Here is a 23,887-nt window from a genome sequence, read left to right on the forward strand (position 1 = left end):
ATCAATCAGTAAAAAAGAATTTTCCTGATGTTATTCTAGCAGCTTTATCCGTCCCTAACCTAGCTTGAATGTCGTCTTTAGGAATCAGGACTGGATTATCTGGGAGCATCAAATCATAGGCAATGATATATTCTCTTTTGCTGTTTAAGCCGACTCCAATGATACTTTCGATCGGCACAACAGCTCTTTCTATCAATGATTTTGCTAAGGTTTTTAACTGTTCAAGAATTTCAACTTGATTCGTGTCATACATATGAGCTACGGACAAGTTAAATTTTCTTGGTTCTGCATTCCCAATATCAGCAAAAACATAAAGGAATTCTGCGAGATCGGTTCGGTTTCTCATGGCGGTGGCAATAATCACGGCAGCTCCAATTATAGGCAAAGCCCAAGCCATCAGATATGCCCATCCGCTTGCTTGCATTCCTGTCACTCCGAAAATCTTAGGTAACAGACTTGCTCCAGCTTTCAGAGCCGAGGCTGCAAAATAACGAACTGCTTCAGCACCGCCAGCACTTCCTGATAATTTGAGTACGATCGACACCACTGTATTCGTCAAAGCTGGTAACAAAACTGCGGGAATATTGAACGATTTCAAGAAAAAGCTACTGAGTAACCAACTTGCTATACTGGTAAGCACACCGACTGCTCCTGTAATCGTAGCTGCACCGCCCACTGCGATCGGCACTAATGCAGTGTTCAACACGGGTGGATGACGGTAAATGGAACTGATGGAGTGATTGTAGAGGGAGGTGATGGTGTATGGATTGTGAGCAATGATGTTAGGAATTGTGCCTGTTGTCATAGCGATGCGCCCCGCTTCGGCCCGTCGGATACGTGTGCGAGCGTTCCGGCGTGGATTCCCGGTCAGTGATTCGATCGTTGCTAAAATCTCAGCTTTAAGTTGCTCTACTCTACTAATTGCTTCAGTTTTCCATGTATTTAGTTGTTCTTCTGCTGGTTGTCCACCTGATTGAATTGCTCGAATTTCAGCTTCGATCGTTGCAATTTTTACTGATAACTCTGGTAAATTCAGCGATTCGTTGTACGCACTCACCGATGCTTCATAAATCAGTCGCTGTCTTGTACTCGGAAGGAGACTTGATAATTCTTGCTGACCTTTCCCTGCTAAGTTCGTGAATGCTTTGCTGTTGTAGGCACGGTTAACTCCATTCACCGTTTCCAGAAATACTAAGCAGCAATCCTGTACCGTGTCTCCTATATCTTGAGATGCCGTTAGTAAAGCTTTGATTCCTCCCATTACTGGAGTGCTCATTATAAATTGGATCTGAGGCAGACTAAAGTACCACTCTTTTCCTCTCGCCACCCCCTCATTCACTACATCCGCTACTTTTAATATTTCCTTTCCTGCCCATACACTGTTAGCCAGTTGTTGTTGCAGATAATCAAATTGACTCATGGTTTTGTCCACTACAAATAACTCTATTTTAGCATCTTTAGCACTACATTAAGCACTGCCAAAGATGCTTTTTGAGAGCTTTAATCGTAATTTTACCGTGAATTGATGACTTGTTCTTTGGCTAATCGATCGCACTCATCTAGCTCAGCGGTTGAATTCCGTGGTAGCCAAATCCAGGTAATCTCATGAGTAAGAGCTAGCTGCTCTATTTGCTCCCACAAATCCTGGTTAGCATTACGTCTCCAACTCTTGGTCATAGTGTGGATGACATAGGTTGAATCCGAAAATAACGTAACCGTGCAGGGCTTTTTGAGAGCTTTTAACCCTTCGATCGCTGCTGTTAGTTCCATGCGATTGTTAGTAGTAGTTGTGTCAGATTTACCACTAATCGCTTTTTTAGTTGACTTACCAGGAATTGTGAGGATTGCAGCCCAGCCACCGGGCCCTGGATTTCCTGAGCAAGCACCATCACAATGAATATTGACTACAGGTTTTGTTTGAGTTTCTGTTGAATTTTGTACGGCAACCATAAGACTTTCCCAAAAAAAGACATCAAAACTCCATAGCGAAGCAGTTTATTTATGAACAGTTGTTACTTATAGTTTGGTATAATATAGCAAATAAATCAGCAAATTAGTATGTCAGAATACACCAATTTATTGATAGAAAACTTGCAAATTAAAGCAGAAAATTTAAGACTAACCCAACAGTTAGACCACATGAAAAATCTAACTAGAGAAATGTATTATGAGTTTAGACTTAATCGACCCAACGGAAACTTGAGAGAAAATAATAGAGAACCCTTAGACCTAAATGGTGGCGGAGTTCTCTATCTTGTTCAGTATGTCGATACTAAAGGCAATTCGTTCATATCTACTGAAGGATTTACGCCAGAGGGTGATATAGCTCCTAAGCTGTTTTACTTTGGATATGCTGTGTTCTTTCTGGTAGAAACGTTATATCAACAAGGTTTTACTACTTTGCCTGACAGATTTTTAAGAATCCTTAGCCAAAATCCAAAATTCTTGAAATATGTGCTTAAGGAATTTCAACGGGTTTTGTCATTGTAGAAAATCTTAGCTACAGAATTGGGTTTAATTACAATCCATTCTTGGTCTATTTGTGTGTGGATAGACAAATACTGCAACAATTCCTTGAGTAAGAAGACGACCCGCCTCAAAGGGACAATCAACTTTTTTAGGGACAATATTGTTATCACGTACCCAATCCCAAAATTCAATTGCGACATCATTCTCTATTTTGGGAAATAGAGGCATAGCTACACCATTATGTTTAGCAACCCCCTCCCAAGCAGGATATGGCATTTTAAAGTAGAATTCTGTGCCTTCGACAGAGGTAGGATAATAAATTTTTCCGGCTAACACTCCTTTGTCAAATCTGATATAATCTCCACAGATTAAAGCGGTATCGCATCCCCAAATTGCTGCTCTGGTAATTGGAGTTCCATCTGTGGTAAAAAGACCCCTCCAACTATCAAATCTCGAAATATTATTTTTAAACTTTTTTTCGCCATTAAGGTCTACCTTTTGGATATCCACACAGAAAACTGTCTGTGCTTCTGCATATAGTCGATCGACTTCCACCTGAGCCAAGTATCTTTCACTGTGGTCGGTATCATTCAAGTGATCTGCCAGATAAGCAGCCAGGATGTAAGTATTGCTGATAATCACAGATTCTGTGTCTTGAATTAGCAAAACTTCTGTGTCTGACGTGCCGATCGCATACATCCCATTTGCATAATCAGGATGGCTGCACTCCCGATGGTAAATCTTCCACTTTTTAGTCACAGGCGGGTTAATTACTTCGATCGTGATTCCTTCAGGGATATTCGGGTCGTCTGGTTTTCCACCAGACAACAGCCACGGTAAAATAATTCGATTATCACCCTTGGGCAGATACTGAGCATCATCTGAATCATAGTCACCGTAAGTTTCGACTAACTTATGGATGAACTCTTGAGTAATTTCATCGTTAGTTTTGGAGTAACTGAAGCTGGAACTTTCTAAGAGCGAGTTTCCATTCAAAGCAATTCTCCACGCATCAACGATTTTGGCATGAACGGAGATTAGGCGATATTGTTTGTCTTTTCTTCGATCGATTTCTAAATAAATGCCATGAGCGTCACTCTGTTGTGATTTGTCGATGATGCACTGTAGATTGAGTGTCCGACCATAACTCATATCAAATGTTTTTGGTTTCTGTTTCATTTTTCTCTTCTTTCTAACCATGAGTTTCATCCTAAAAGTAAGTGAGCTAAGAACTGGAGACGCATCAGCGGAACTGTGGCTTGTGGGATGCAGATTGATAAACCCGTCAGAGTTATTGCCTGTGCTCTCCCCGGAGTCCTTGGTTCTACTCCTGGGCTGACTGGTGACGGATTCATTCTCCACCAGTTTTCATAATGCAATCCAGCCAAGTAAGGGGAAACGCTAGCATCCACAGACACAGTTCTGGATTCAGTTTCTGGGTAGCTGGTAAACGACCTTGCAATTTCAATACTTCTTCCAATCTGTTCTGACCAGCCCTGCCACCCTTTCCGTTGCTGGAGGGCAAGGTTGTGCAGGTAGGCAATGACAAAGACTCTTTGCCTCTCATGTACCGCACCGCACTCCGACGCGCTGATAACTTCAACTTCTGTGTCAAATCCTGCCATTTGCAAGGCTCCCAAGATTGTTCGCAAGCCTCTATGAATGACTCCTTTTGGGTTTTCAATAATGACAAAATCTGGCTGGGCTTCAACGATGACTCTGTACATTTCCCACCATAATCCTGATTCAGCGCCTGCCAATCCTTCTTTCTTTCCTGCGTTTGATGTATTTGTGCAAGGAAAACCGCCAATGACCATCGTAGGAAAGCCGAGTTGTCTGAGTTTGGGTGGATGATACGTTTTGATATCTGACCAGATGGGGATATTAGGGAAGTGGGATTGCAGGACTTTTTGAGCATAAGAATTAATTTCGACAAATTGAAATGTTTGATATCGCTCGCCAAAAACTAATTGTGCTGCTAACTCAAATCCTCCAATTCCTGAAAATAAACTAATCGCTTGCATACAAATGAACGCATTTCAGTTTCATGTTAGTGACTTTATTTTAATTCTATCATTTTCACTTCGTGTTTGGGAAGTAGTTTTGAGGCAAAAGTATGACTAAAATTGTAATGATTTCTGGCAGTCGCTTAATCAAAGATATCGGCCCTGGAGTGGCATCTCTCAACCGCATAATGGAGCTTAAGTTTTCCATAATTCTAGGTGATGCGTCAGGAGTTGATAAGCTAGTTCAAGAATATCTCCGCAACAGCAATTATCTAAATGTTCAGGTCTATTTCGCTCTCTGGTCGGGAAACGGGAAACCAAGAAACGTTACTGGATTTCAGACAGTTGGAGTTCCAGGCAGTTATGTAGATCGGGACAAAGCAATGTGTGCAGTTTGCGATTACGGTTTAGCCCTCTGGGACGGCATCAGTCGCGGAACCAAAGACAATATCGTAGCTTGCGGGGCGCGAACGCGCCATCGAACTGGAAACAAAACTAAAATCATCAGAATAGGAGGTAGTTAAAGTTGCGGGTGAGGGTCGCTTCGCGGTAAGGAAGTGACTTGTCACTTGTAACTATTATGACTATTGCCGTAGAAAAGTTTGATTTCGACAAATTCACGACTGAAAAAGTTAAGTTTGCGATCGATATTGACCGTGAAGTTTTCAATGTCAGTGAAGGTCTAACCGATCAGTATGACCAACTAGACAATTCTCCGCTTTGGCGAGGCAAGTTTTCTGTTGAGGAATATAGGCAAATGCTATGGCAACAAATCCAGAAGCATTTACCCAGATATTTCAAAGTCAGATTAAAAGGTTTCTACGAGCCTAATTTAGTGCCTGATTCAGATATCTTTCGATGGCTACGCCCCGGCTTACGCCTACGATTATGGAATTAGCTCATGCTTACCGAGATAACGGTGACTTGAAGCTGATTTATATTTCCGATCGTTCCCATGCTGAACTTATCGCCAGATGCGTTGATTATGTGGCAAATCAAGTTCTAAATTAGCTCGGCTGTACCAGGAAATTGATTAATTCCTTTCCTGGTAAGAGGCCGAATTTTGTCAGCGATACCACAATTTAGTCTTTGGTAAGAAGCTGTCATCGCTATTATACCCGCAACATCGAAAACCGCAATTTAATATCAAGGAGAATCATGTCAGAAATTCACATCAATCCCATGAGCCTTTTTCCTTATGATGTTAACCGTCGGGCAGGAACCTATTTTGATCGAAATGGCAAGCGAGTTGATAGTGACCTTCTCAACAATCATTACTGCGTTGCTTATGAAGGCAAAGAATTTGCGTTATCTACTTGGTCAAGAAAGCAGAGCAAGTAATTGACCAATTTAGCAACTTACTTCGAGGGCAACAGTGTTGAGGAAAAGCGCCAGATTATTTGGCATAAAATTCAAACTCAAACAGTTAATCGACACTTCCTTCGTTTCTGTGAGAAACATAGAGATGAGCCTCTATTTCTTTGGTATGTGAGTTCATACGACTTACCTACTGCTCAATTCATCAAAAGATTCTTGGAATGGTATTGGTCAGAATACCCGATAATCCATAGTTAAAACTGCTATACTCTAACTAAATTAGTTGGAGTATAGCTATCATGTTTACACCAAAATCTGCTGAAAAACCCGCAATCCAAGTAACAGACTTAGCCCCAGATTATGAAGTGAATTACAAAACTGGGTACATTGGATTTCTCAACAAAGGAACGGATTTAACATCGATCGGTATCGCTTATTTTACAGGTTGGGATACCATCAGTGATATCCACACAACTCATACTCTGATTGTCACCGATGAGGATGAATGTATAGAAGCAGACAAGATAAATAACACAGTCAAAGTTTGCACCTTAAGCAAATACTTCAATGACCCTAACTGTCAAATCTTCTTCCGCAAACCCATACTTTTCAACGATGCGGTAGGTAATGCGATCGCACACAAAGCCAGTCTCGAAGTCGGCAAAAAGTACGATTTTGGAGCCATCTTAACCCAAGCACTTTCAGGCAGTTTTCCTGGTCGAGTGCTTGATCGACTGCTCACCGGAAAGTTTGAGGAACTGTTAGGCAACCTGCTTGATAACCCTGATAAATGGATTTGTAGCGAACTTGTTGCGTATGTTTTGGATGAGCAACAAGTTTATCGAGATAAAGGCATCCTCAAACGTCCTAACTCTACCATCAGTCCTCAAGAGCTTTTCCAGGATACCGAAATCTTTGCACCCTGGAAAAACTCTCAACCCTCAGAAACAAAAGCAGTAACAGAAACAAAAACAGAAACAAAACAGGGAGCGTAACAGAAACGGTAACAAAAAACGCTTTGCGGTAAGGACGTGAGTTATGCCCACATTCTGCCACAGGGAGTTTTGATATGAGTTTAATTACCGTTACACCAACAGGTAAGAAGATAGTTGCACAGATTTCCCGCCCTGACCAGTCTCAGTTTGATTTGTCGGTTAGCCAGAATTTGGTTTGGCGAGGCGGTGTCTATGTTTTCGTAGATGGTAGGAAGGAATATCATAAAAATTAATACGGGATGCGGGAAACTCAGCGACTTTAGTCCTGAGAGGTAAGCGACACGGGGGACTTCAGTCCCCGTGTTTTTCTTTATTTCTATTTTGGCTGAAGTATTGTATTATGTTTGAGAAGTGAGTAAGAACAAACATCTACGTGTTGAGACATCCTAGTACGGAGAAATTCCCGCCCCTGGAAACAACGGTCAAGTGCAAGCTTGATGACAGTATGACAGTAAAGGGCAAGCAATAGCAGGTTGTTGAGCGTACCGCATCTTGGCAAGCGTGATGGTTCAGAAAACGTTAAGACGGAAAAGTAGCTAGAAACCTAAACTTGATTTGGGTGACTAAGTAGACGGTGTTTGACCACCGTAGCGAGAATCAAACTTTAGTAATAACTAAAGCTATTCTGTCAGCAGAATCTCAGTGGCTTTAGCCCTGAGAGCGTCAATTCTCTTGCGAACTCCCGTTATGTGTCAACCGCGACCGCATCCATGTCGGTAGCCGTTATGTGACAGTTTGCGGGGTAGTTACAGTTAAATCGATCGTACTTTCAGTAACCATTGCTCAGTATTTTGAGTATATTGTTGAAACTGAACAAGGAACTACAGAAAAACTTCTGTCCTGGGAAATCTATAGCGCCATCTAACTTTTAAGTCAGAAATAGAAACATCTCCCGTTTCTGTTTCTGGCTTTTCTTATGTGATGCTCATGTGCGTTATGTACAGGTACATATAGGTACCCATAGGCTATAGATGTGAGAGTTAAATTGAAGAAAGACAGATAAAAATACTTCGTTTTGGGGAAGTGATGTTATTCCCAAAACGAAATGGAAAACGTATCACTGTTTGACTGGATTGTGAAAAACAATTTCCCCGAAGCGGATTTCTGGCTGATAAATAAAGGTAGCACACATAAGTTAGGGGAACCAGTTAAGGAATTTCAGCCTTACCTCACAGGCATCAAATGTCCAGTTTTAGTTTTACCAGATTACGCTTTCTATTTGTGTCTGCACCTTCAACAGCAAGGATTGTGGCAAGAATATTCGCAAGGTTCCATCAATCTTCAACATCTGCGGATTAAGTATATCAAAAAGGTGTTTAATTGGATCGGTAATCAGCACAGGATTCAACATCAAGCCCGTTTCAAGTCGTTTGTTCTATTCCCTGTTTCTGCTACTACAACATACAGAGAATCAGAAACACTAGCAATCAAGAAAACAAAATCAAGAAACTGTTTCTAAGGTTGTTAATGTTTTGCTTCGCTTTGAAGTGTTGAGTTATTTATTTAGTGAGAAACTGAATCATGGAAAAGGTCAATTTCGCAGGTGTTGAAGGTGAAGTTATCGAAACATCACCGCACGGCAGTTACGTTGTAGTAAAATTGAGCGATCGAATCACGATTGTCGGCACCACCAATAATCAATTCAATTGGGAAGAAATGCCGGATGCTGCTTCAGGATTTGAATCGTTTATCACGTACATAGGGATTCGATCGAAAACCGAGGCTACTACATATCTAAACTTGGTAGCTACAGTTGGCGGTTACACACTGAAGAAAGAAGCCGAACCGAGAAAATCCAAACGTGTTAGCGCTTTTCCATTTGAAATCAAAGTCCGTGGGTTAAGTCCTGAGTTTGTTGCTGAAGTAATTCGTTGTAAGAAAAAGTAGCTATCTACTAAACGTAAGTTTCTCTTCACTATTTGAGGAGAAACTTACACAATCCAACTCACACAAGGAATCAAAATGACTGACAGGATAGTTTACGACTTGATTCAACGATTTGAAGTTGTGGACGGTTTACCTCAATTGGTATCTAGCCAAATTAAAAGCATCGAAGGTGGGACAAGTTTGTTCTTAATCGCAGAGTCTTGGATAGCAAAAAATACCAAATTAGAGCGATTCAACAAACAGCAGTACGTTGCTTACAAAAACAAAGGCGACAGAAGATATCAACTGGTGCTAACTCCTAGAACGAGTTTTCTTCAGGTATCGTTTGCACCGTATAGTCTCAGTGGAAAACTTCACTTTGAAACTGAATGCGATTTGCTGTTTCCTTACGCACTCAGGGTCGCGATCGACAACAAAGAAACTCTCATCCAGCTTCTCAATGACCTTTTCTACACCAGTAACACCAAAACTAACACCACAAGTAACGAGATGACAAAACAATGATGCAAGTAGATACACAAATTGAAATTGATCAGAAAACTCTACGCCTGCGTGATGCGTTCCGGGTGCTCGCATGGGAGGTGTTTGACACAAATCCTCCGATTCGTGAAGATTTAAACCAGCGTTACACCCAATTTTACAGTCGCTGGAGACAAAGTAAGATTCGATTGATGGATTTGAGTCAACTTACTCAATTAGCCACAGAAAGAGGTTTTACCATCGAACAACTGTTGACTATCAGAGAATGCTACTACTCGATCGCACAACCTTATCCAAATACTTTTGCTGATGATTAACGGCTAACCTAAACAGTGATTGATGATGGCAAGTTTATCTTTCCATCATCAACCGAAAGCTAGTCGAAGGGGCTTCGCCGTAAGGAAACAATCTAAATCCTCGAAAACAATGATAGTATTTTTCACTGGAACCGAATACATCGATCGACTAAACGATGAGATTAAATGGCGGATTCAAAATGTTTGTCGTCTCAATGCCGAAATAGTAATCGGAAACTATTCGGGATTTGATAAACTAGCGCTTCAGTTTCTTCAACAAATCGGCTATCAAAAAGTTACAGTCTATCAAACCATTAATACTGAAAGCTACGGATATCCGCTTAAGTATGTCGGGAAGTATCCAGCAATGGACGAACACATGGCAAGAATTGCTGATTATATGCTTGCAGTTCACAACGGCACTAAGGGAGTATCAGCGAATATCCAACGAATGCACCCGTCAAAAGTTCGCATAATCACATTACCCCGAAATGCAAAGTTAAGAGTTATTCGTTGATATCCAATTGCCGATCGAACTTGTACGTAGCTTGCGGGCACGTAGTGCATCGGCAATTGGACTAAAACCAAAATAAGCAGAATGAGGTTATTGGCGAGGGTCGCTTCGCGATAAGGAAATGATCCTTACTGGTAACTAGCATGAAACGACTAAAGAAACAGATTCCAAACCTTGAGCTTTTTCGCAATTACTGCCGGAGCTTAATCCCTTTAATGAAGACTAGCCATTCAACCTTGACCACTCGGCGATTAGAGCTTTGGCTTTTTAACGAAGTACATCTAGGCAACGGCAAAGTAAAACCAGCTTACTTTGACGATCGGCTCTATAACTTCTGCCAACGAATCTACCCTGGCAGTAACATAGGCTTACTCACCTACCACGGCTCTGAGAGAGGAGGCAGCAGCGGCTTAATCCGACCTCACAAAGATCACGGCTACGCAATGCCTCGCGCAGTAAGCATAAACCTTGGCGAAGCTGAATTTGTGATCGATGGCAAGCTTCATAAACTCAATGATGGCGACATCTGCGAATTTAACTGCAAGCTTACCCATTCAGTACCACGAATCCTTACCCCTGAACGCTTTTCCCTGGTACTTTGGACTTTGAACGAGAAGAAAGGCTACAAATCGCAAATGATAGAGCCGATCGAATGGTAGATAAAGGCTGGATAGAAACACATTCTATCCAGCCTTTGTTACTTTCAACAATCAATTCAATTGAAAGAACCTACAGTAGTTTTTCTGTTAGGGTCGCTTCGCGATAGGGAAATGAGATAGGCTTTCTGCTTATTTCCAAAATCACTGTACATTACACCAAAGGAATTTATCATGGCTATCGTTTTCATGTCCAAGACTGCCAAAAAGCGTAGTTTATTGCTTGATGCGCTTCGTATTCTTGCCTGGGAAGAATACAAATCTACCAACAAAGAATCACTGAAAGATCTCCAGTATGGCGGTTATGCAGTGTTTGATGCTGAATGGAAAGATGAGAAACTTCATGACATGACGTATGAAGAACTTATCGCTTTCGCCAAAAGTTTAGAGTTTACCGAGGTAGAATTGTTAAGCATTCGATCGAGTTACTATGCAAAGAAGAACAATTCTTCTGGTGCTACTACGAGTGCTACTTCTACGGCTACGGCTAGTGCTACTCCTACTCGGAAAGTCAACGATTCATCTGCTAATACCAATGTTCCTGTTCCTGACGAAGAATTTGATGTTGGCGATTTGTTTTAGCGTGAGTTAGTTCATCAGCCAATTGTAAGATTAAGTTAAATGTTTTTGATTCTTTTCGTAGGCGTAAGCCGAGGCGTAGCCATCGAAAGTATTTGACTTAATCTACTAATCGCTGAATGAAGAAACAATGGTGAAGTTAACCGTTTTGTAGGGCTTCGCCATTAGGGATTGAGTTAGATTTTGTGTACTTTACCTAGAGGTTTACCATGGCTATCAATATCTTGACCAAATCAGAGAAAGAAGCATCCAATTTGAGAGATGCAATTCGTATTCTAGCTTGGTCACAGTTCAAATCTGAAAATGATACCGATCTCAAAGGCTTAGATTTGTACGAGCTTTTCAAAGTTGAATGGCTAGAGTACAAAATTCATACAATGCTTCTGCCAGAAATCCATAAGTTCGTTAGTCACCTTGGATATACACCTAACGAATTGTTGCAAATTCGATCGGAATATTATGCCAACAAGAAAGAATACAACAGCAACAGAACTGATGAATTTTAGTTCTAGCGATACCGATCGATAGCAAAGAAAAGCCTCAGTATCTGTCAGGGATATTGGGGCTTTGAAATTAAGAGAAAGAGCAATTGAAGTTTGTTGGGGAGGGCGCTTCGCGATAAGAGAGTGAGTTGTAAATTTGCAACTCACTATCCCTTATCTAGGTATCTCTCATGGCTAATTTAACTGAATCTTTGGTATCGATCGTAATTGCTGGTGAATTAGCAGCCCTTGCATTGTTAGCAGCCACACCAGTCATTGGGTATGCAAAAGTAACAGCAGCCCATATGCAATTAATCCAAACAGCTAAGCAAAGCAGATACGATGCAATTATCAATTATGGCGAAATCCGAAGTGTAGCAATCTATACAGGTGATCAGCCAGCAATTTCTGAATGCTTAAGTGGAATTTGCGGAGCTAAAGTGCCACTACCCAGCGGTATAAACATCAAATCAACCTTTAGAGGCATTGATGCGAAAGTAGCAGGTAAAGCTGGTAGCGATCGAGCAACCTTGATTAGCTGGAGTAGCGAAACTAACAGCGGAATTGGTGGTAGCTACGGCCAGCATGGAACTATAACTTTTAGCCACCCCTGGACTAGAAAGCGATTTTGCTTAGTTAGAGGCGGAGCTGCTGGCAATCTTGGCGAAGTAGTAATCCGAACTGATAAGGATTGCAAATAAAGTAAAAGAAAATCCTTAGCATCAGCTAGGGATTTTTTTTTAAAGCCGCCAACTCTTTTCGTAAACACAGAAAGCACCAGGAAGTTATTGGTGAGGTGCGCTTCGCGATAGAGAGCCGACCTAATTCTTTTCATACTAATGCTGCATCTCCAGAACTACTTCACGATCGCCCAACAGGAAGAACTCCTTGAACTTGCTCGAAACATAGCCGCCATTAACGGTGGGATGACTACTCCTACAATGCCCAACGGCGCTCGCTACAATTGCAGCCAAACTAGCTGCGGACAAGTAGGCTGGATCTCGGATCGCAAAGGCTATCGCTACTCTAAGCTAAACCCTGAAAGCAACAAGCCCTTTGCTGCAATGCCTCCTCAACTGACCGAGATTGCTCGAAAACTAGCCATCCTAGTAGACGAGCCTGACTACCAGCCCGAAACCTGCTTAATCAACTTCTACGCTGCCAATAGCAAGAGCAGACTAGGCTTGCATCAAGATAACACAGAGCACAACCTCAAGCCCTGCATAATCTCGATCTCGCTTGGTGACGACTGCATCTTCAGCATCGGAGGCAACAACAGGAAAGATCCAACAACGGAGCTGATCCTCCGATCGGGCGACGCACTGATCCTGCATGGCAAAAGCCGACTAGCTTTTCACGCAGTAAAGAAGATAATCCCAGGAACTTCTAACTTGCTGAAAAACCACGGCAGACTCAACCTCACCTTCCGCCAAGTGTACTAGCCACTGCTAATAGAACTGCTGATAACTTCAGCAATTCTATTAGCTTTTTTATCTAATTTGAGGTTTTTATGATTGAAGTAGTGAACGGTAAACAACATGGTTTTGTTGGTGAAAATAAAATCTATATTGGTAGAGCCAATAAATCTCTCGGACTAGAATCAAGTCCTTTAGCTAATCCTTACAAAATTGGTGTAGACGGAAATCGAGCCGAAGTAATAGCACTTTACAGAAAATGGCTATGGAAGAGAATAGTGATGGGTCACAATAATCCCAATGACACTTACAAGGAATTATTTTCGATCGCCCATAGAGTTAACAATGGAGAAACAATCAAACTTATTTGTTACTGCAAGCCATTAGATTGTCATGGTGATGTCGTTGTTAAGTGTATTAATTGGATAGTTTCAGATAAACTAAAGTAATGCTTCGCTGTGAGTTGTTGATTCTTTTTCAAGGTAACAACTCATGGCAGCAAGCAAAATTCCAGCGTTACTTCAGCGAGTCAATCGAACTCTGAATCGTGAAATTCAGTACAAATTCTCTGAACCATTTGACGAAAAAGAGTACAACACAGCAATGATTACGGGTCATCGCTGGTTTGATTACAACATTCCGATCGATAAACTTATCACAATGGCAATCAATCAAGGTGTGACTAAATTCTTGTGTGGAATGGCACTCGGCACTGACCAAATTGCAGCAGAGATTTTAGTTCGGCGAAAACTGAAATGGACAGCCGTGATTCCTTGCGCTGATCAGCATAAGCTATGGAAACCGCATCAACAAAGCCATTACAAGAAACTTTTGGATCAGGCAACTAAACGAGTATGCTTTTATGACGAGTACAGCCCTGGTGTTATGCAAGCTCGCAATCAGTGGATGGTAAAACGATCGGATATTTGCCTAGCAGTTTTCTCCGGCGATCCTCACGGCGTTGGGGGCGGAACTGCCACAACTTTCAAGATGGCACGCGATCGCAATCTCCTCATTTATCAGTACATCCCAGCTAAATCCGAGTTCGTAATCATTGAACCCGCCTATCAACAACTAAACCTTTTTTAGCGACATGAAATCAAAAAAGAAAATCACCCAACACATCCACGGTCGAATCAAAAAGCTAGCCGATGCTGCCATTGAACGTGGCGACATCGAAACTTGCGAACGAATTTCTGACGGAATTTATCTCATCAAACGATCGTCCGATCTGACTCCAACTACCTACACAGCGGTTGGTGCTGGCAGTTTACTTTACCTGTTAAACTCTTTGGCTCAGGCTCAATCTCAGGTTCAATCCCAGTAACAGAAATTCAGAATTAACATTGTTCCCGGTAGCATTATTGTTACTGGGAATTTGAATAGCAAAGTCTCTCGTAAAGGTGCTTCGCAATGAGGAAGTGTTGTTTACTTTACCGAGAATTGTTTATGTTGATTGAAAAAACTGAAATCCAAGATTACCGCTCCCTTGAGTGGAATACTGGAGCCGAATGGTCAATCCCACTCCCAGAATACAGCATCAACGGCTACATCATTTCTAGACATTATATACCAGACGAAGCTCCCGTAATTCCCACTGGCTGGATTTACGAGTTTAGCGACGGTCGATTTATGTCCGAGGCACAGATAAGCCGTATTGAGTGGTAATCTTTACTTTTTTAGCTAGAGAATAAGCTGACTTCTTAAGCTTTTCTCTAGCTCCTACAGCCACAACATAAGCAACAGAAACAAAACAAAATAATGCTTCGCTGTAAGGGAGTGTTCTGTTTTTGTTTATGTCTCTAAATGCAAAACCACTCAGCAAGGACACCGCAAACTTGGTCAGAAGAAGACATCGACTATCTTTTACTAATTGAAAAGATAGTCAATATTGATGCGATCGTAGAAACGCTTAAATTTCGCTGCATCTGTGACTGTCAGGTGGACAACGATTCCGATGTCAAATTAGCGTTTGTGCGTTGGTTTAAAGCCAAAATTGAACACATGAGCAACGATATTTACAACGTCGTTGAAGCTGAAGCTACGGTTTTCCGAATTAATTTACCTTCACTCTGAACAAGTGAAGAAATTCCCACAAAAAGTACCCCTCGTGAATGCTTCGCTTTGGGGTACTGATTCTTTATCGAAGTAACAACTATGTCGATTCTACCATCTTCCACTTCTTCCACATCAAGTTTACCACACATCGACATTCCAGATACGAGAACTGTAGAGTTCAATGCACAGATTCCCTGGAAAGCTTCGGACAGACTTCTTGAAGAAGCGATCGGCAAACTGATTAATCTGGATGAAATTGTCGATCGACTCCAAGCACTTGATTGCCAACATTCCGCACCATTCACGGCTGAGCAAGTTAAGTTTGCTTTCCTCAAATGGATTGAGAATCATCTTGAGTCGATCGAACTCCAGCCCGAATGGTTTATCCATCGGGATTTTAAACATTTTGAGCGTCATTTACCTGAGCTTGATGGTTCCTTCTTTCCAGAGGAAGAGTACGACAGGGAACCTATTTGTGAAGAACAAGGTGCTCAATATAATGCTGAGTTAGCTGCTACTGAATTAGTTGCTACTTACCATCAACTATCCCAACTTGAAGATGCTTTTGAGGGCACTCCTGAACAAGCAGCCGTAGCAGCACTGGATTGGTAGTCACTGGTAGCCAAGAACAGTTAAAAAATCCGTTGACATAGAAACAGTAGAAACAGACCACAATTCTGTTTCTATGTCCACGGAATCCACCGTATTTACCGACAAAATTGTAACATGGATATTCCCCAGATTCCCACACCACATTTGAAACGGATTGCTGAAATTCGCAATCAAATTGAAAGATTAAAAGTTGAATCAGATGCGATCGAACCTGATGCGATTATCGAAGCTTTCGAGATTATGGAATCTGAAAACTCTCGCAAAAACGTTGTCTATAACGATAACAATGCCAAAATCGTTGTCCAGCTCCGAACTCGGTACGATGACAAAAACCTTAGCGTTACCCGATTGGATGAAGACATCAATCGCGAATACGAGAAACTGTGTCGATCGAACGCAACCGCCATCAAAACTAGCCAAGCTTACATTAATGATTTGCAAGAAATGCTGACAGAAGCAGAAGCAAAACATGAAGCGTTTCTCACTTCTGTGTACTTAGAAACGTTACGGAAACAAAGGGCGATCGCCATTAAGAAAACGGAGCATAAAGTGCCAGGGTTAGCGGTTTATGTTCACTACCTAAAACGCTAAAATAAACCTAAAGCGATAGTATTCATTAAAATGCTTCGCTTTAGGTTATTGATTCGACGAAAATTCAATTCTAAGGTATTTGTACAATGACAATAATCAGAATCAATGAATCCAGTTTCCAGGTAGAGCCATTTGTCCGCTACAAAGAAAATCGAGTCAAAGGTTACTTTGTTTTAGAAGGTCAAGAATTTCCTTCGCTGAATATGGCAATCATAAAGATAAATCATCTAACTTTGACGATCGATTCGGTACTTGCTCGATTGCCAATAACAGAAATATGGGGATTTGTCCTTAATGATTCTGGGGGAACGCTTTCAACTTTCGTCACAGTAAAGCGTGATTTCCTACCGATGCGCTCCGCGCCCGCAAGCTACGAACCTGGCAAGATTTATGAATTAGGTTTTGTTCCATTTAAGACTGATGTAGGGAAAGGCTTCATGGTAAACGCTTTTCCTCGCAATCCTGTCAATGTTAACGAAAAATATGCTTTAGAAGCTGCTGAGGATATCCTCCACTCTGCAATAGATTTCTGCCAAGATGAAAGATTGAACCAAATAGTCATTTAACTTGACAGTTTGCTATTGCTTTACCAGTGTTGAAAGCAATGGGAAAGCAATGGGAAACTGCGGTAAAGTTAATAGATATATTCAAAGCAATCGTAATGCTTCGCTGAAAGGTATTGAGTTTCTTTGACTTTTTAGTGAAAGAAACTCAATTAGAAACAAAAACAGAAACTAAACCACCAACTCAACTAGAAACTGAAACAATCATGCAAAACCCAATTGTCATAGATGGATTCGCTTTTCGCATTCCTACCATTCCTAGTCGGTATCGCGCTAATTGCAGTAAAGATTACGGAGTGTTTGTCACAGGCGAAACCAAAGGAATGAACTGTTCTAAAGCTGAGAAAGCTGGTCTGACTCGTGGCAGTTTTGTAGAGATGGCGGTGTGTGCGATCGGACAAAAGACTCTGACTTTCAAACCTCACTATGAAAATGAGTCTTTCACCGAAATCTGGGGAATACCGGTTGCTGGTGAAATGAAAACTTATTTTCATGAAAAGTGTTCTGAGCTGAGTACGTTTCTCATCCACCGTCAATCGCAGGATAAGATGAAAGGCTTGATTGAGACATTCGGACGCGAGGCATTCAATTCATGGGTTGCTGAAGGAATGCCAGGAGATGCCAATGAATATGCGATCGCCAAACATTCGGAAGCATATTTCAACAACATTTTCCGATTCGAGTTCCTCCAAAGTGAGGGCAATTACGGCACGTATTTCTACATTTCCACTACCACTCGACCGATCGCAAATCCTTTTGAAGAAGCTGCTGTCAAAGCAACCCGCCAGATTTACGAATCTGACAAAACGCTAGGCACTGGCTGGTGTGTTGACCAGCGCTTGGTTGAAAATCAGCAACTGTGTTTGGCTATGGGTTCTACACCTGATGAGGCGATCGAATTAGCAGCAACTCCTGCCATCAAACAAATCAAAGGCAAATAAATAGCTGTAGCTGGGGAGAAATCCCCGGCTTTTTTTTAACTCAACACAAACAGGACAAAATTATGAGCAATATTCAATGGACGAACTTAACTTGTAATCCCATCCATTTAGTTAAACCTGACGGCAGACATGGTGGACATTGGTGCCGCAAAGTCAGCCCCGGCTGTGCCCGATGTTACAGCGAAACACAAAATCAAAGTAACTATTTCAAGTTCGCCTCACACCTTTCTTACTCAGGCTCTGCACCAGATAATTTGATTTTTGACGAGAAGGTGATGCAAGAGTTGATAAAAATGCGATCGCCCAAAAAAGTATTTCTCTGTTCGATGACCGATTTATTCGGTGAATGGGTTCTTGACGAATGGATTGACCAAATCTGGGCTTACATGGCGATCGCATCACACCATACTTTTCAAATACTTACTAAGCGCCCGGAACGGATGCGGGAATACTTTAGTAATCCAATTCGAGGAGAACTGATTCGGAATCGCGCTTTATACCTCTTGGGGAACAAAAGCGACCCAATAAAAACAAGGTTCAAAAATATCAACTTTACTTTGAAACTGCCTTTGTCGAATTGTTGGCTGGGAGTTTCAGTTGAAAATCAAAAAGCTGCGGACGATCGAATTCCATCCCTGCTGCAAACCCCGGCAGCAATTCGATTTCTGAGCTGTGAACCGCTGTTAGGGCGGATCGACTTGCGAAAATACCTTGGGATTTGTGTGGGATGTCAATCGTGCGATTTTCAAGGCGGACATCGAATTGGTAAATCAATGCTGAATTGGGCGATTATCGGCGGAGAGTCCGGTTCTGATGCACGCGCCTGCGAAACTAATTGGATTAAGTCGATCGTCTATCAATGCCAAAAAGCAGAAACAGCCGTATTCGTAAAACAGTTAGGCTCGAATCCCGTAAATTCTGCACATCTCAAATTCAAAACAAACGATCGTAAAGGTGGCAATATTGACGACTTCCCTCCTGAATTACGAGTGCGACAATTTCCTGAGTAGTAATCTTGAAGGCGCTTCGCGATAAGGAAATGAGCATTTATTGCTCTGTTCTTTCGTTTTGAGGCAAAATCTATGCACCACATAGTAAACACCGAGGATTTCATTGATACAAGCTACATGACCTCGGAATTAGCTCTTTTAATCGAATACAAACGTTTCGACATCATGATTAACCTCGTAGAGGGGTCTTTCTACGAAGCGTTTGTATTCGATCCAGCTAGTCCTGAAAAACTTTGCGATCGACTGCAAGCAACATGGCTTGTTGATTGCATAAGTGCCTGCTACCAACACATTAACTTTGTGATCGAAGAAGACAGAGTGCTGCGACGCATCTTGAACTTATAGCAAAAAGCCCCAGAGAAATGAATCTCTGGGGCTTTTTTTTTAATGCCTTTCGATCGCTAGTTAATCGCTTAAAATCAATAACCATGAAACCAATAATCCTTGATCCAAACAATCTAAACCGCAATCGAACTGTGGCAGCATTTGAACAAGTGAACAAAGATTTACTCGCCAAACTTACAGAAGTCAAGCAACTGAATTATTACAGTCGTAGGTGCTTCGCTGTAGAGGGGTAGTGTTTAGCTAATTGTTGACCAATGGACATTGAGACTTTAGGATTTTTGGGACAAAACACCCAACAACAGTATCAAAAACTAACAGCGAAAGCTTTGTTTAAGATGGAATATATTGAGCCATATTTAGGCTCAATATTATTCCCTTACTACCGCCATTACTGCGTTATCTCGGTACTCGGCATCAACTACTCTCAAAAGAACTTTGGCATTTTTGATAGCGGTTGTCATGCCGATCGATACGATCGAATTGTCATACTCCTCAAAAGACTCTAGTAATTTAGCAGGAAAATTGACTGTTACATCGCCGCAACATCGCGCTTGTTACATTGCGCCTTTAGCAGTCAATTAGGTATCGAAAACACCAACTAATTGTACCATACCACAGATGAAAGTCTTTCTTACAGGAACCGAAAAACTTGAAAAAATGAACCATGAAATGTGGACAACAATTCACAATATCACAAGACTAGATGCCGAAATTTTAATCGGCAACTATCGCGGATTTGACCAACTTGCCCTAGTTTTCTTAACCATTTTGAGGTATCCCAAGGTCACGGTTTACGAAACGGGCAGTAATCTCTGCTTTGGATATCCGCTTGTTTTCGTTGGTCAATATCCGGCTCAGGATATCTTCATGAGCAAACAAGCTGACTATATGCTTGCGGTCTACGACGGCAAAAGTCGCGGAGTTCGAGCCAACTTGACGCGGATGCCACCCGATCGAATTCGCATTATCCGAGTTTAGCTTCTCTTAGGAACAGGAACTGCGAATTGTTTCGGTTCCTGAGAAAGTGACAAACTGTAATCGATCGACCGTAGCAAACCGTTGCCGAACGGTATACGGGATATGGTTTGACTTCAATCTGCCCTTCGGGTGTTGGGTTGGGAAGTCTTTCTGACAAACGAGCATCAGTAGCAGTATAGACGAAAAAGGTGAGCGCCACCACTGTCAAGGATTTCTATGGATAACAGTAAATTGTCTAGTTTCACAGTGAACCTCAGAAATTCCTCCTCTTTTAAGTCTAGCAGTTTTCACGGGGACAGGCGCTCATTCCTTGCACACCGCAGTCCTGCAAGCGCAGTTCTCTCTCAACGAAGTGACCAAAAAAACGTTATTTTCGATTTTATCCTGATCTACTTGTGAAATTACGAGTATATGAAAAATAAGGCAAAACTACAATAACTGCTTGGGAGTTAAGAATGAAAAACGAATCCACAGTGCAATTCATCATTGACTTGACAACTACAGGCTTAGAAGATGAGGAACTAAATCGGCTAGCGGTAACTCTACTGCAACAGATGAAGGACTCAGATGAGTTTGAAAAAGTGAATCGGGTTGCAGTTGAAGATGAAGATATCCCAAAAGATGCCAAGTCAATTGAAGGTTTTATAGTGGGAATATTGATGGCTGAAGTTAATAGCCAAAATATTATAAGTGCAATCTCGTGGCTGCACCGTCGCCTGATTGGAAAAACCCTTAAATTCACAATCAAAACCCCCCAAGGTACAGAAATAAGCTTGGAAGGTAGCACTTTGAAGGATATTGAGGCTCTCATGCAAAAGGCAGAAAAATTTCTCAACGAGACTGAAGATCCCAAATAGCGTAAGAAACACTAAGTCCTGAGTAGCCAATACATGACTAACACCTATAAAACTTATCTCATTGGCAGATAAAAGCCGATTCGTAGTTGCGCTAAAACGCTTTAGCACAACTACAGACCTAAACAATAACGTTTGCGACACTTGCGTAATTGCTAAGTTAGTAGTTAGCAAAAGTGATGGGCAGTAATATTATTAGCAGTTGAATTGGTAAAAATTGTAAAAACAAAAGGGTTATGAAATAAATGGCTAAAGTCGCACTACTGATTGGGGTAAGTGAGTATCAACATGGTTTTAATAAATTACCTGGAGTTCTACAAGATGTAAAAGCAATGCAACGAGTCTTGCAGAACCCAAAGATGGGTGGTTTTGATGTGAGAACTCTTGAAAATCCTACTCTAGAGGAGATACGGAGAGGCATTGCAAGTTTATTTTCAGGTTGTCAAAGAAATGATGTGGTATTGCTTTATTTCTCGGGTCATGGTATCACGGATAACAGTGGCAATCTTTACTTTGCGATTCCCAGCACGAAGAAAGAAGAATTCCAATCAACAGGAGTGGAAGCCAGTTTTGTGCATAAAATTATGGAGAATAGCGCTTCTAAGCGACAGGTAGTGATTTTAGATTGTTGCTTTAGCGGAGCGTTCCCCTACAAAGGCTTATCAACTAAAGGCTTAACTAAAGAACATAGTTTTATTGATCTGATGGAAGAATTGGGAGGTGAAGGGCGAGCTGTTCTCACTTCTACCAATGCCTGGGACTATAGCTTTGGAGGTCACGAAGAAGATCTCTCAATTTACACCAGTTACTTAGTAGAGGGTATTGAGACTGGAGCTGCTGACCGGGATGAAGATGGTTGGATCTCAGTTGATGAATTGCATCAATATACCAAAAATAAAGTTCAAAAAGCTGCTCCAGCAATGAAACCAACGATTACAGCCTTAAAAGAAGGTTATAGAATTCAACTTGCCAAAGCATCCATCAATGACCCGAAGGGCCAATATCGCCGAAAAGTTGAGCATTGGGTAAATAGTGGTTATATTTCTGATATAGCTCGTGAGAGATTAAATCGTGTACGAGATAATTTATTACTGAATGCTCAGGATGCTAAAGTCATTGAAAATGAAGTGTTAAAACCTTTTAAGGAACATGAACAAAAGTTAAAAAAATATAGAGAAGAATTTGTTAAAGCAATTCATTGGGAGTATCCAATTAGCAATCAAACACGCAATAATTTGAACCGTCTTAAACAAAGTTTACAACTAACAGATGAAAAGATAGCCCTCATCGAAAATCGTATAATAGAGGAACTGCAAAAGAAAAAGCAAGTTCCTTGGAAAATACCCTGTTTATCCTTTGTAATTGGAATGATTATTGGCACTTTCGTGCCTGTACCATTCTTTTTATCGTATATCAACTCACGTCAATCTCTAGTTGACTCAACCCTGACGCCAGGATTTAAGCCTCAAATGGCAGCTACATTCGACGAAGTTAAAAATGTTCCTGAAGGAAGATTTTCCTACGGTGGTACTGGTGCATGGACTCCTATTCATCCAAAACTAGACTCAGAAATTCAAAACGTTCATAACCAGTTTAATCTGGAATTTAATACCACAGATAAACAAGGTAAACTTGAAGTGGGGTCGAGAGAAAGCATTAATAGGTTATTAGACGGAGAACTAGATTTTGCTTTGTCCAATCTTCCCATTTCCGATAAAGATAAAAGTGTAGCTCGGCAGAAAGGTTTTGCTATCGAACAAATTCCAGTTAGCAAAAACGGTGTGGCAGTAGCTGTTAACCCTACATTGAATATTTCCGAGCTTACCATAGATAAATTGAGAGATATCTACACTGGTAAGATTCGCAATTGGCAGGAGATTAATGGCCCAAATATCAAAATTAATATCTATACGTCTGGTGGTAATACAAATAGCTCTAGCGATTGGATTAAAAGCACTCTAAAAATCGAAAATCAAGAACTCACAGATTTGACATCAGCAACAAACGCTAACGAAGCGTTTAACAAAGTTGCTAAAGACCCCGGTGGCATCACTTTGTCTTCAGCACCATTAGTAGTCCCACAGTGTCGCATCAAGGCTTTACCCCTTGGTAGAAATGGGAATAAATTTGTCCCTCCCTATCAACAAAGTAACTTTGTATCCCCTGATGAGTGTAATGCAAGCAATCGTAACCGAGTAAATATAGAGGCAATTTATAATGGAGATTATCCACTAACTAATGAATTATATATTGTGATTAAGCGAAATGGTCAAAAGGAGGAGGATGCGGGTACAGCTTACGCCAACCTAGTTAAGACAAAAGAAGGTCAAGAAATAATTAAGAAACTTCAAGAAACTGGTAACTATGAACGCTAATATCCGAGAACGATGGGTAAATGCTAGCGGGTTTGATTGTTCTATTATGGAACTTAGTTTCAGATGCCGCTAGCGCAACCTCGTGAGGACTCGCCTTTCATTAATTTTCTTCTTTGCTAAGATTGGGTCAGCCAAAATAAGCTGTTCGACATTCAAACTGCACTATTTGTGGGCCAGACCCCATATTGCAAGGTTGAGGCAATAAATTTAAATGACTAACAGCTTAATCTGTTCAACTGTCAAAACTAACTGTGGGAAAGTGCCCTGACGGGGTGACAACGCGGCTGAAACCTTTATGAGCAAAGAGTTAAGGCTCCTGAACCTCAAAAAAAATATCAGCGATTATGACGAGCTTATTGACAATTATGATAGTAGCGATCGCCGCCGCTCCTTATTCTCCGTTATCTACCCCCGAAAAAGTCGTGATCGCACGCACATATCTTTTTTGAGGCAGATCAACTCAA

Annotated in this window: 36 protein-coding genes; 32 read left to right on the forward strand and 4 right to left on the reverse strand. The window is 41.3% G+C overall.

Annotation, left to right across the window (positions count from 1 at the left end):
• Position 1: 1 nt before the first annotated feature.
• Together QUB24_RS09585 and QUB24_RS09590 are read right to left on the reverse strand one after the other, a co-directional pair.
• Positions 2-1,420 (reverse strand): hypothetical protein, encoded by a 1,419-nt coding sequence (locus QUB24_RS09585; protein ID WP_333152810.1) that lies wholly within the window; start codon positions 1,418-1,420, stop codon positions 2-4.
• A 92-nt stretch (positions 1,421-1,512) separates the two neighbouring features.
• Positions 1,513-1,950, reverse strand: a complete 438-nt coding sequence (locus QUB24_RS09590) for a ribonuclease H (protein ID WP_333152812.1) — start codon at positions 1,948-1,950, stop codon at positions 1,513-1,515.
• A gap of 108 nt (positions 1,951-2,058) precedes the next feature.
• On the opposite strand from QUB24_RS09590, the gene QUB24_RS09595 reads away from it, so the two are divergent.
• Positions 2,059-2,490, forward strand: a complete 432-nt coding sequence (locus tag QUB24_RS09595) for a hypothetical protein (RefSeq protein WP_333152814.1) — start codon at positions 2,059-2,061, stop codon at positions 2,488-2,490.
• A gap of 24 nt (positions 2,491-2,514) precedes the next feature.
• Here the strand turns inward: QUB24_RS09595 and QUB24_RS09600 are convergent, their stop codons facing one another.
• Both QUB24_RS09600 and QUB24_RS09605 read right to left on the reverse strand, forming a co-directional pair.
• Entirely contained in the window at positions 2,515-3,648 is a 1,134-nt protein-coding gene (locus QUB24_RS09600; protein WP_333152816.1) for a hypothetical protein, read from the reverse strand.
• A gap of 26 nt (positions 3,649-3,674) precedes the next feature.
• Positions 3,675-4,493 (reverse strand): DNA cytosine methyltransferase, encoded by an 819-nt coding sequence (locus QUB24_RS09605; protein ID WP_333152818.1) that lies wholly within the window; start codon positions 4,491-4,493, stop codon positions 3,675-3,677.
• A gap of 92 nt (positions 4,494-4,585) precedes the next feature.
• On the opposite strand from QUB24_RS09605, the gene QUB24_RS09610 reads away from it, so the two are divergent.
• The 31 genes from QUB24_RS09610 to QUB24_RS09760 all read left to right on the forward strand — a co-directional run bounded on the left by QUB24_RS09610 (position 4,586) and on the right by QUB24_RS09760 (position 23,423).
• Complete coding sequence (locus tag QUB24_RS09610; RefSeq protein WP_333152820.1) at positions 4,586-4,999, forward strand: hypothetical protein; 414 nt, start codon at positions 4,586-4,588, stop codon at positions 4,997-4,999.
• A gap of 56 nt (positions 5,000-5,055) precedes the next feature.
• A complete protein-coding gene (locus QUB24_RS09615; protein WP_333152822.1) occupies positions 5,056-5,373 on the forward strand; it encodes a hypothetical protein in 318 nt (105 codons plus the stop codon).
• Positions 5,364-5,486, forward strand: a complete 123-nt coding sequence (locus tag QUB24_RS09620; protein ID WP_333152824.1) for a hypothetical protein — start codon at positions 5,364-5,366, stop codon at positions 5,484-5,486. Before QUB24_RS09615 ends, QUB24_RS09620 begins: the two co-directional genes overlap by 10 nt.
• A gap of 147 nt (positions 5,487-5,633) precedes the next feature.
• On the forward strand, positions 5,634-5,816 hold the full coding sequence (locus tag QUB24_RS09625; RefSeq protein WP_333152825.1) for a hypothetical protein: 183 nt from the start codon (positions 5,634-5,636) through the stop codon (positions 5,814-5,816).
• A gap of 275 nt (positions 5,817-6,091) precedes the next feature.
• Positions 6,092-6,787 (forward strand): hypothetical protein, encoded by a 696-nt coding sequence (locus QUB24_RS09630; RefSeq protein WP_333152827.1) that lies wholly within the window; start codon positions 6,092-6,094, stop codon positions 6,785-6,787.
• A 74-nt stretch (positions 6,788-6,861) separates the two neighbouring features.
• Positions 6,862-7,020 (forward strand): hypothetical protein, encoded by a 159-nt coding sequence (locus tag QUB24_RS09635; protein ID WP_333152829.1) that lies wholly within the window; start codon positions 6,862-6,864, stop codon positions 7,018-7,020.
• 812 nt (positions 7,021-7,832) lie between these two features.
• Positions 7,833-8,246 carry a hypothetical protein gene (locus QUB24_RS09640; RefSeq protein ID WP_333152831.1) on the forward strand — a complete coding sequence of 138 codons (414 nt, stop codon included), beginning with the start codon at positions 7,833-7,835 and terminating at the stop codon, positions 8,244-8,246.
• A gap of 62 nt (positions 8,247-8,308) precedes the next feature.
• Complete coding sequence (locus tag QUB24_RS09645; RefSeq protein WP_333152833.1) at positions 8,309-8,674, forward strand: hypothetical protein; 366 nt, start codon at positions 8,309-8,311, stop codon at positions 8,672-8,674.
• A gap of 75 nt (positions 8,675-8,749) precedes the next feature.
• Positions 8,750-9,178 carry a hypothetical protein gene (locus QUB24_RS09650; RefSeq protein WP_333152835.1) on the forward strand — a complete coding sequence of 143 codons (429 nt, stop codon included), beginning with the start codon at positions 8,750-8,752 and terminating at the stop codon, positions 9,176-9,178.
• A complete protein-coding gene (locus QUB24_RS09655; RefSeq protein ID WP_333152838.1) occupies positions 9,175-9,471 on the forward strand; it encodes a hypothetical protein in 297 nt (98 codons plus the stop codon). The genes QUB24_RS09650 and QUB24_RS09655 overlap by 4 nt, the downstream gene beginning before the upstream one ends.
• 109 nt (positions 9,472-9,580) lie before the next feature.
• Positions 9,581-9,967, forward strand: coding sequence for a hypothetical protein (locus QUB24_RS09660; protein WP_333152840.1), 387 nt, complete (start codon positions 9,581-9,583; stop codon positions 9,965-9,967).
• Positions 9,968-10,200: 233 nt separating this feature from the next.
• Entirely contained in the window at positions 10,201-10,623 is a 423-nt protein-coding gene (locus tag QUB24_RS09665; RefSeq protein ID WP_333152842.1) for a hypothetical protein, read from the forward strand.
• 171 nt (positions 10,624-10,794) lie between these two features.
• Positions 10,795-11,202, forward strand: a complete 408-nt coding sequence (locus tag QUB24_RS09670; RefSeq protein ID WP_333152844.1) for a hypothetical protein — start codon at positions 10,795-10,797, stop codon at positions 11,200-11,202.
• A 206-nt stretch (positions 11,203-11,408) separates the two neighbouring features.
• Positions 11,409-11,705, forward strand: coding sequence for a hypothetical protein (locus QUB24_RS09675; RefSeq protein WP_333152846.1), 297 nt, complete (start codon positions 11,409-11,411; stop codon positions 11,703-11,705).
• A gap of 167 nt (positions 11,706-11,872) precedes the next feature.
• A complete protein-coding gene (locus tag QUB24_RS09680; RefSeq protein WP_333152848.1) occupies positions 11,873-12,382 on the forward strand; it encodes a hypothetical protein in 510 nt (169 codons plus the stop codon).
• Positions 12,383-12,520: 138 nt separating this feature from the next.
• Positions 12,521-13,123, forward strand: a complete 603-nt coding sequence (locus tag QUB24_RS09685; protein ID WP_333152850.1) for an alpha-ketoglutarate-dependent dioxygenase AlkB — start codon at positions 12,521-12,523, stop codon at positions 13,121-13,123.
• 68 nt (positions 13,124-13,191) lie between these two features.
• On the forward strand, positions 13,192-13,545 hold the full coding sequence (locus tag QUB24_RS09690) for a DUF4326 domain-containing protein (protein WP_333152851.1): 354 nt from the start codon (positions 13,192-13,194) through the stop codon (positions 13,543-13,545).
• A 43-nt stretch (positions 13,546-13,588) separates the two neighbouring features.
• Positions 13,589-14,185 (forward strand): SLOG family protein, encoded by a 597-nt coding sequence (locus QUB24_RS09695; protein WP_333152853.1) that lies wholly within the window; start codon positions 13,589-13,591, stop codon positions 14,183-14,185.
• Between the two features lie 4 nt (positions 14,186-14,189).
• Entirely contained in the window at positions 14,190-14,423 is a 234-nt protein-coding gene (locus QUB24_RS09700; protein ID WP_333152855.1) for a hypothetical protein, read from the forward strand.
• A 122-nt stretch (positions 14,424-14,545) separates the two neighbouring features.
• Positions 14,546-14,764, forward strand: coding sequence for a hypothetical protein (locus QUB24_RS09705; protein ID WP_333152857.1), 219 nt, complete (start codon positions 14,546-14,548; stop codon positions 14,762-14,764).
• A 138-nt stretch (positions 14,765-14,902) separates the two neighbouring features.
• Complete coding sequence (locus tag QUB24_RS09710; protein ID WP_333152859.1) at positions 14,903-15,172, forward strand: hypothetical protein; 270 nt, start codon at positions 14,903-14,905, stop codon at positions 15,170-15,172.
• 81 nt (positions 15,173-15,253) lie between these two features.
• Positions 15,254-15,766, forward strand: a complete 513-nt coding sequence (locus tag QUB24_RS09715) for a hypothetical protein (protein ID WP_333152861.1) — start codon at positions 15,254-15,256, stop codon at positions 15,764-15,766.
• Between the two features lie 114 nt (positions 15,767-15,880).
• Complete coding sequence (locus QUB24_RS09720; RefSeq protein ID WP_333152863.1) at positions 15,881-16,357, forward strand: hypothetical protein; 477 nt, start codon at positions 15,881-15,883, stop codon at positions 16,355-16,357.
• 86 nt (positions 16,358-16,443) lie between these two features.
• On the forward strand, positions 16,444-16,923 hold the full coding sequence (locus tag QUB24_RS09725; protein ID WP_333152865.1) for a hypothetical protein: 480 nt from the start codon (positions 16,444-16,446) through the stop codon (positions 16,921-16,923).
• 134 nt (positions 16,924-17,057) lie between these two features.
• Positions 17,058-17,861 (forward strand): hypothetical protein, encoded by an 804-nt coding sequence (locus QUB24_RS09730; protein WP_333152867.1) that lies wholly within the window; start codon positions 17,058-17,060, stop codon positions 17,859-17,861.
• A gap of 62 nt (positions 17,862-17,923) precedes the next feature.
• The gene (locus QUB24_RS09735; protein WP_333152868.1) at positions 17,924-18,871 is read left to right on the forward strand and encodes a DUF5131 family protein; all 948 of its coding nucleotides are present in this window, start codon (positions 17,924-17,926) and stop codon (positions 18,869-18,871) included.
• Positions 18,872-18,943: 72 nt separating this feature from the next.
• Positions 18,944-19,216 carry a hypothetical protein gene (locus QUB24_RS09740; protein ID WP_333152871.1) on the forward strand — a complete coding sequence of 91 codons (273 nt, stop codon included), beginning with the start codon at positions 18,944-18,946 and terminating at the stop codon, positions 19,214-19,216.
• 254 nt (positions 19,217-19,470) lie between these two features.
• Complete coding sequence (locus QUB24_RS09745; protein WP_333152873.1) at positions 19,471-19,722, forward strand: hypothetical protein; 252 nt, start codon at positions 19,471-19,473, stop codon at positions 19,720-19,722.
• 112 nt (positions 19,723-19,834) lie between these two features.
• Complete coding sequence (locus QUB24_RS09750) at positions 19,835-20,194, forward strand: hypothetical protein (protein ID WP_333152875.1); 360 nt, start codon at positions 19,835-19,837, stop codon at positions 20,192-20,194.
• Between the two features lie 455 nt (positions 20,195-20,649).
• Positions 20,650-21,051, forward strand: coding sequence for a hypothetical protein (locus QUB24_RS09755; RefSeq protein ID WP_333152877.1), 402 nt, complete (start codon positions 20,650-20,652; stop codon positions 21,049-21,051).
• Positions 21,052-21,293: 242 nt separating this feature from the next.
• Entirely contained in the window at positions 21,294-23,423 is a 2,130-nt protein-coding gene (locus QUB24_RS09760; protein ID WP_333152879.1) for a caspase, EACC1-associated type, read from the forward strand.
• Positions 23,424-23,887 lie beyond the last annotated feature (464 nt).

Origin of the sequence: Microcoleus sp. B9-D4, assembly GCF_036705105.1 — a bacterium.
Taxonomy (GTDB): Bacteria; Cyanobacteriota; Cyanobacteriia; order Cyanobacteriales; family Microcoleaceae; genus Microcoleus.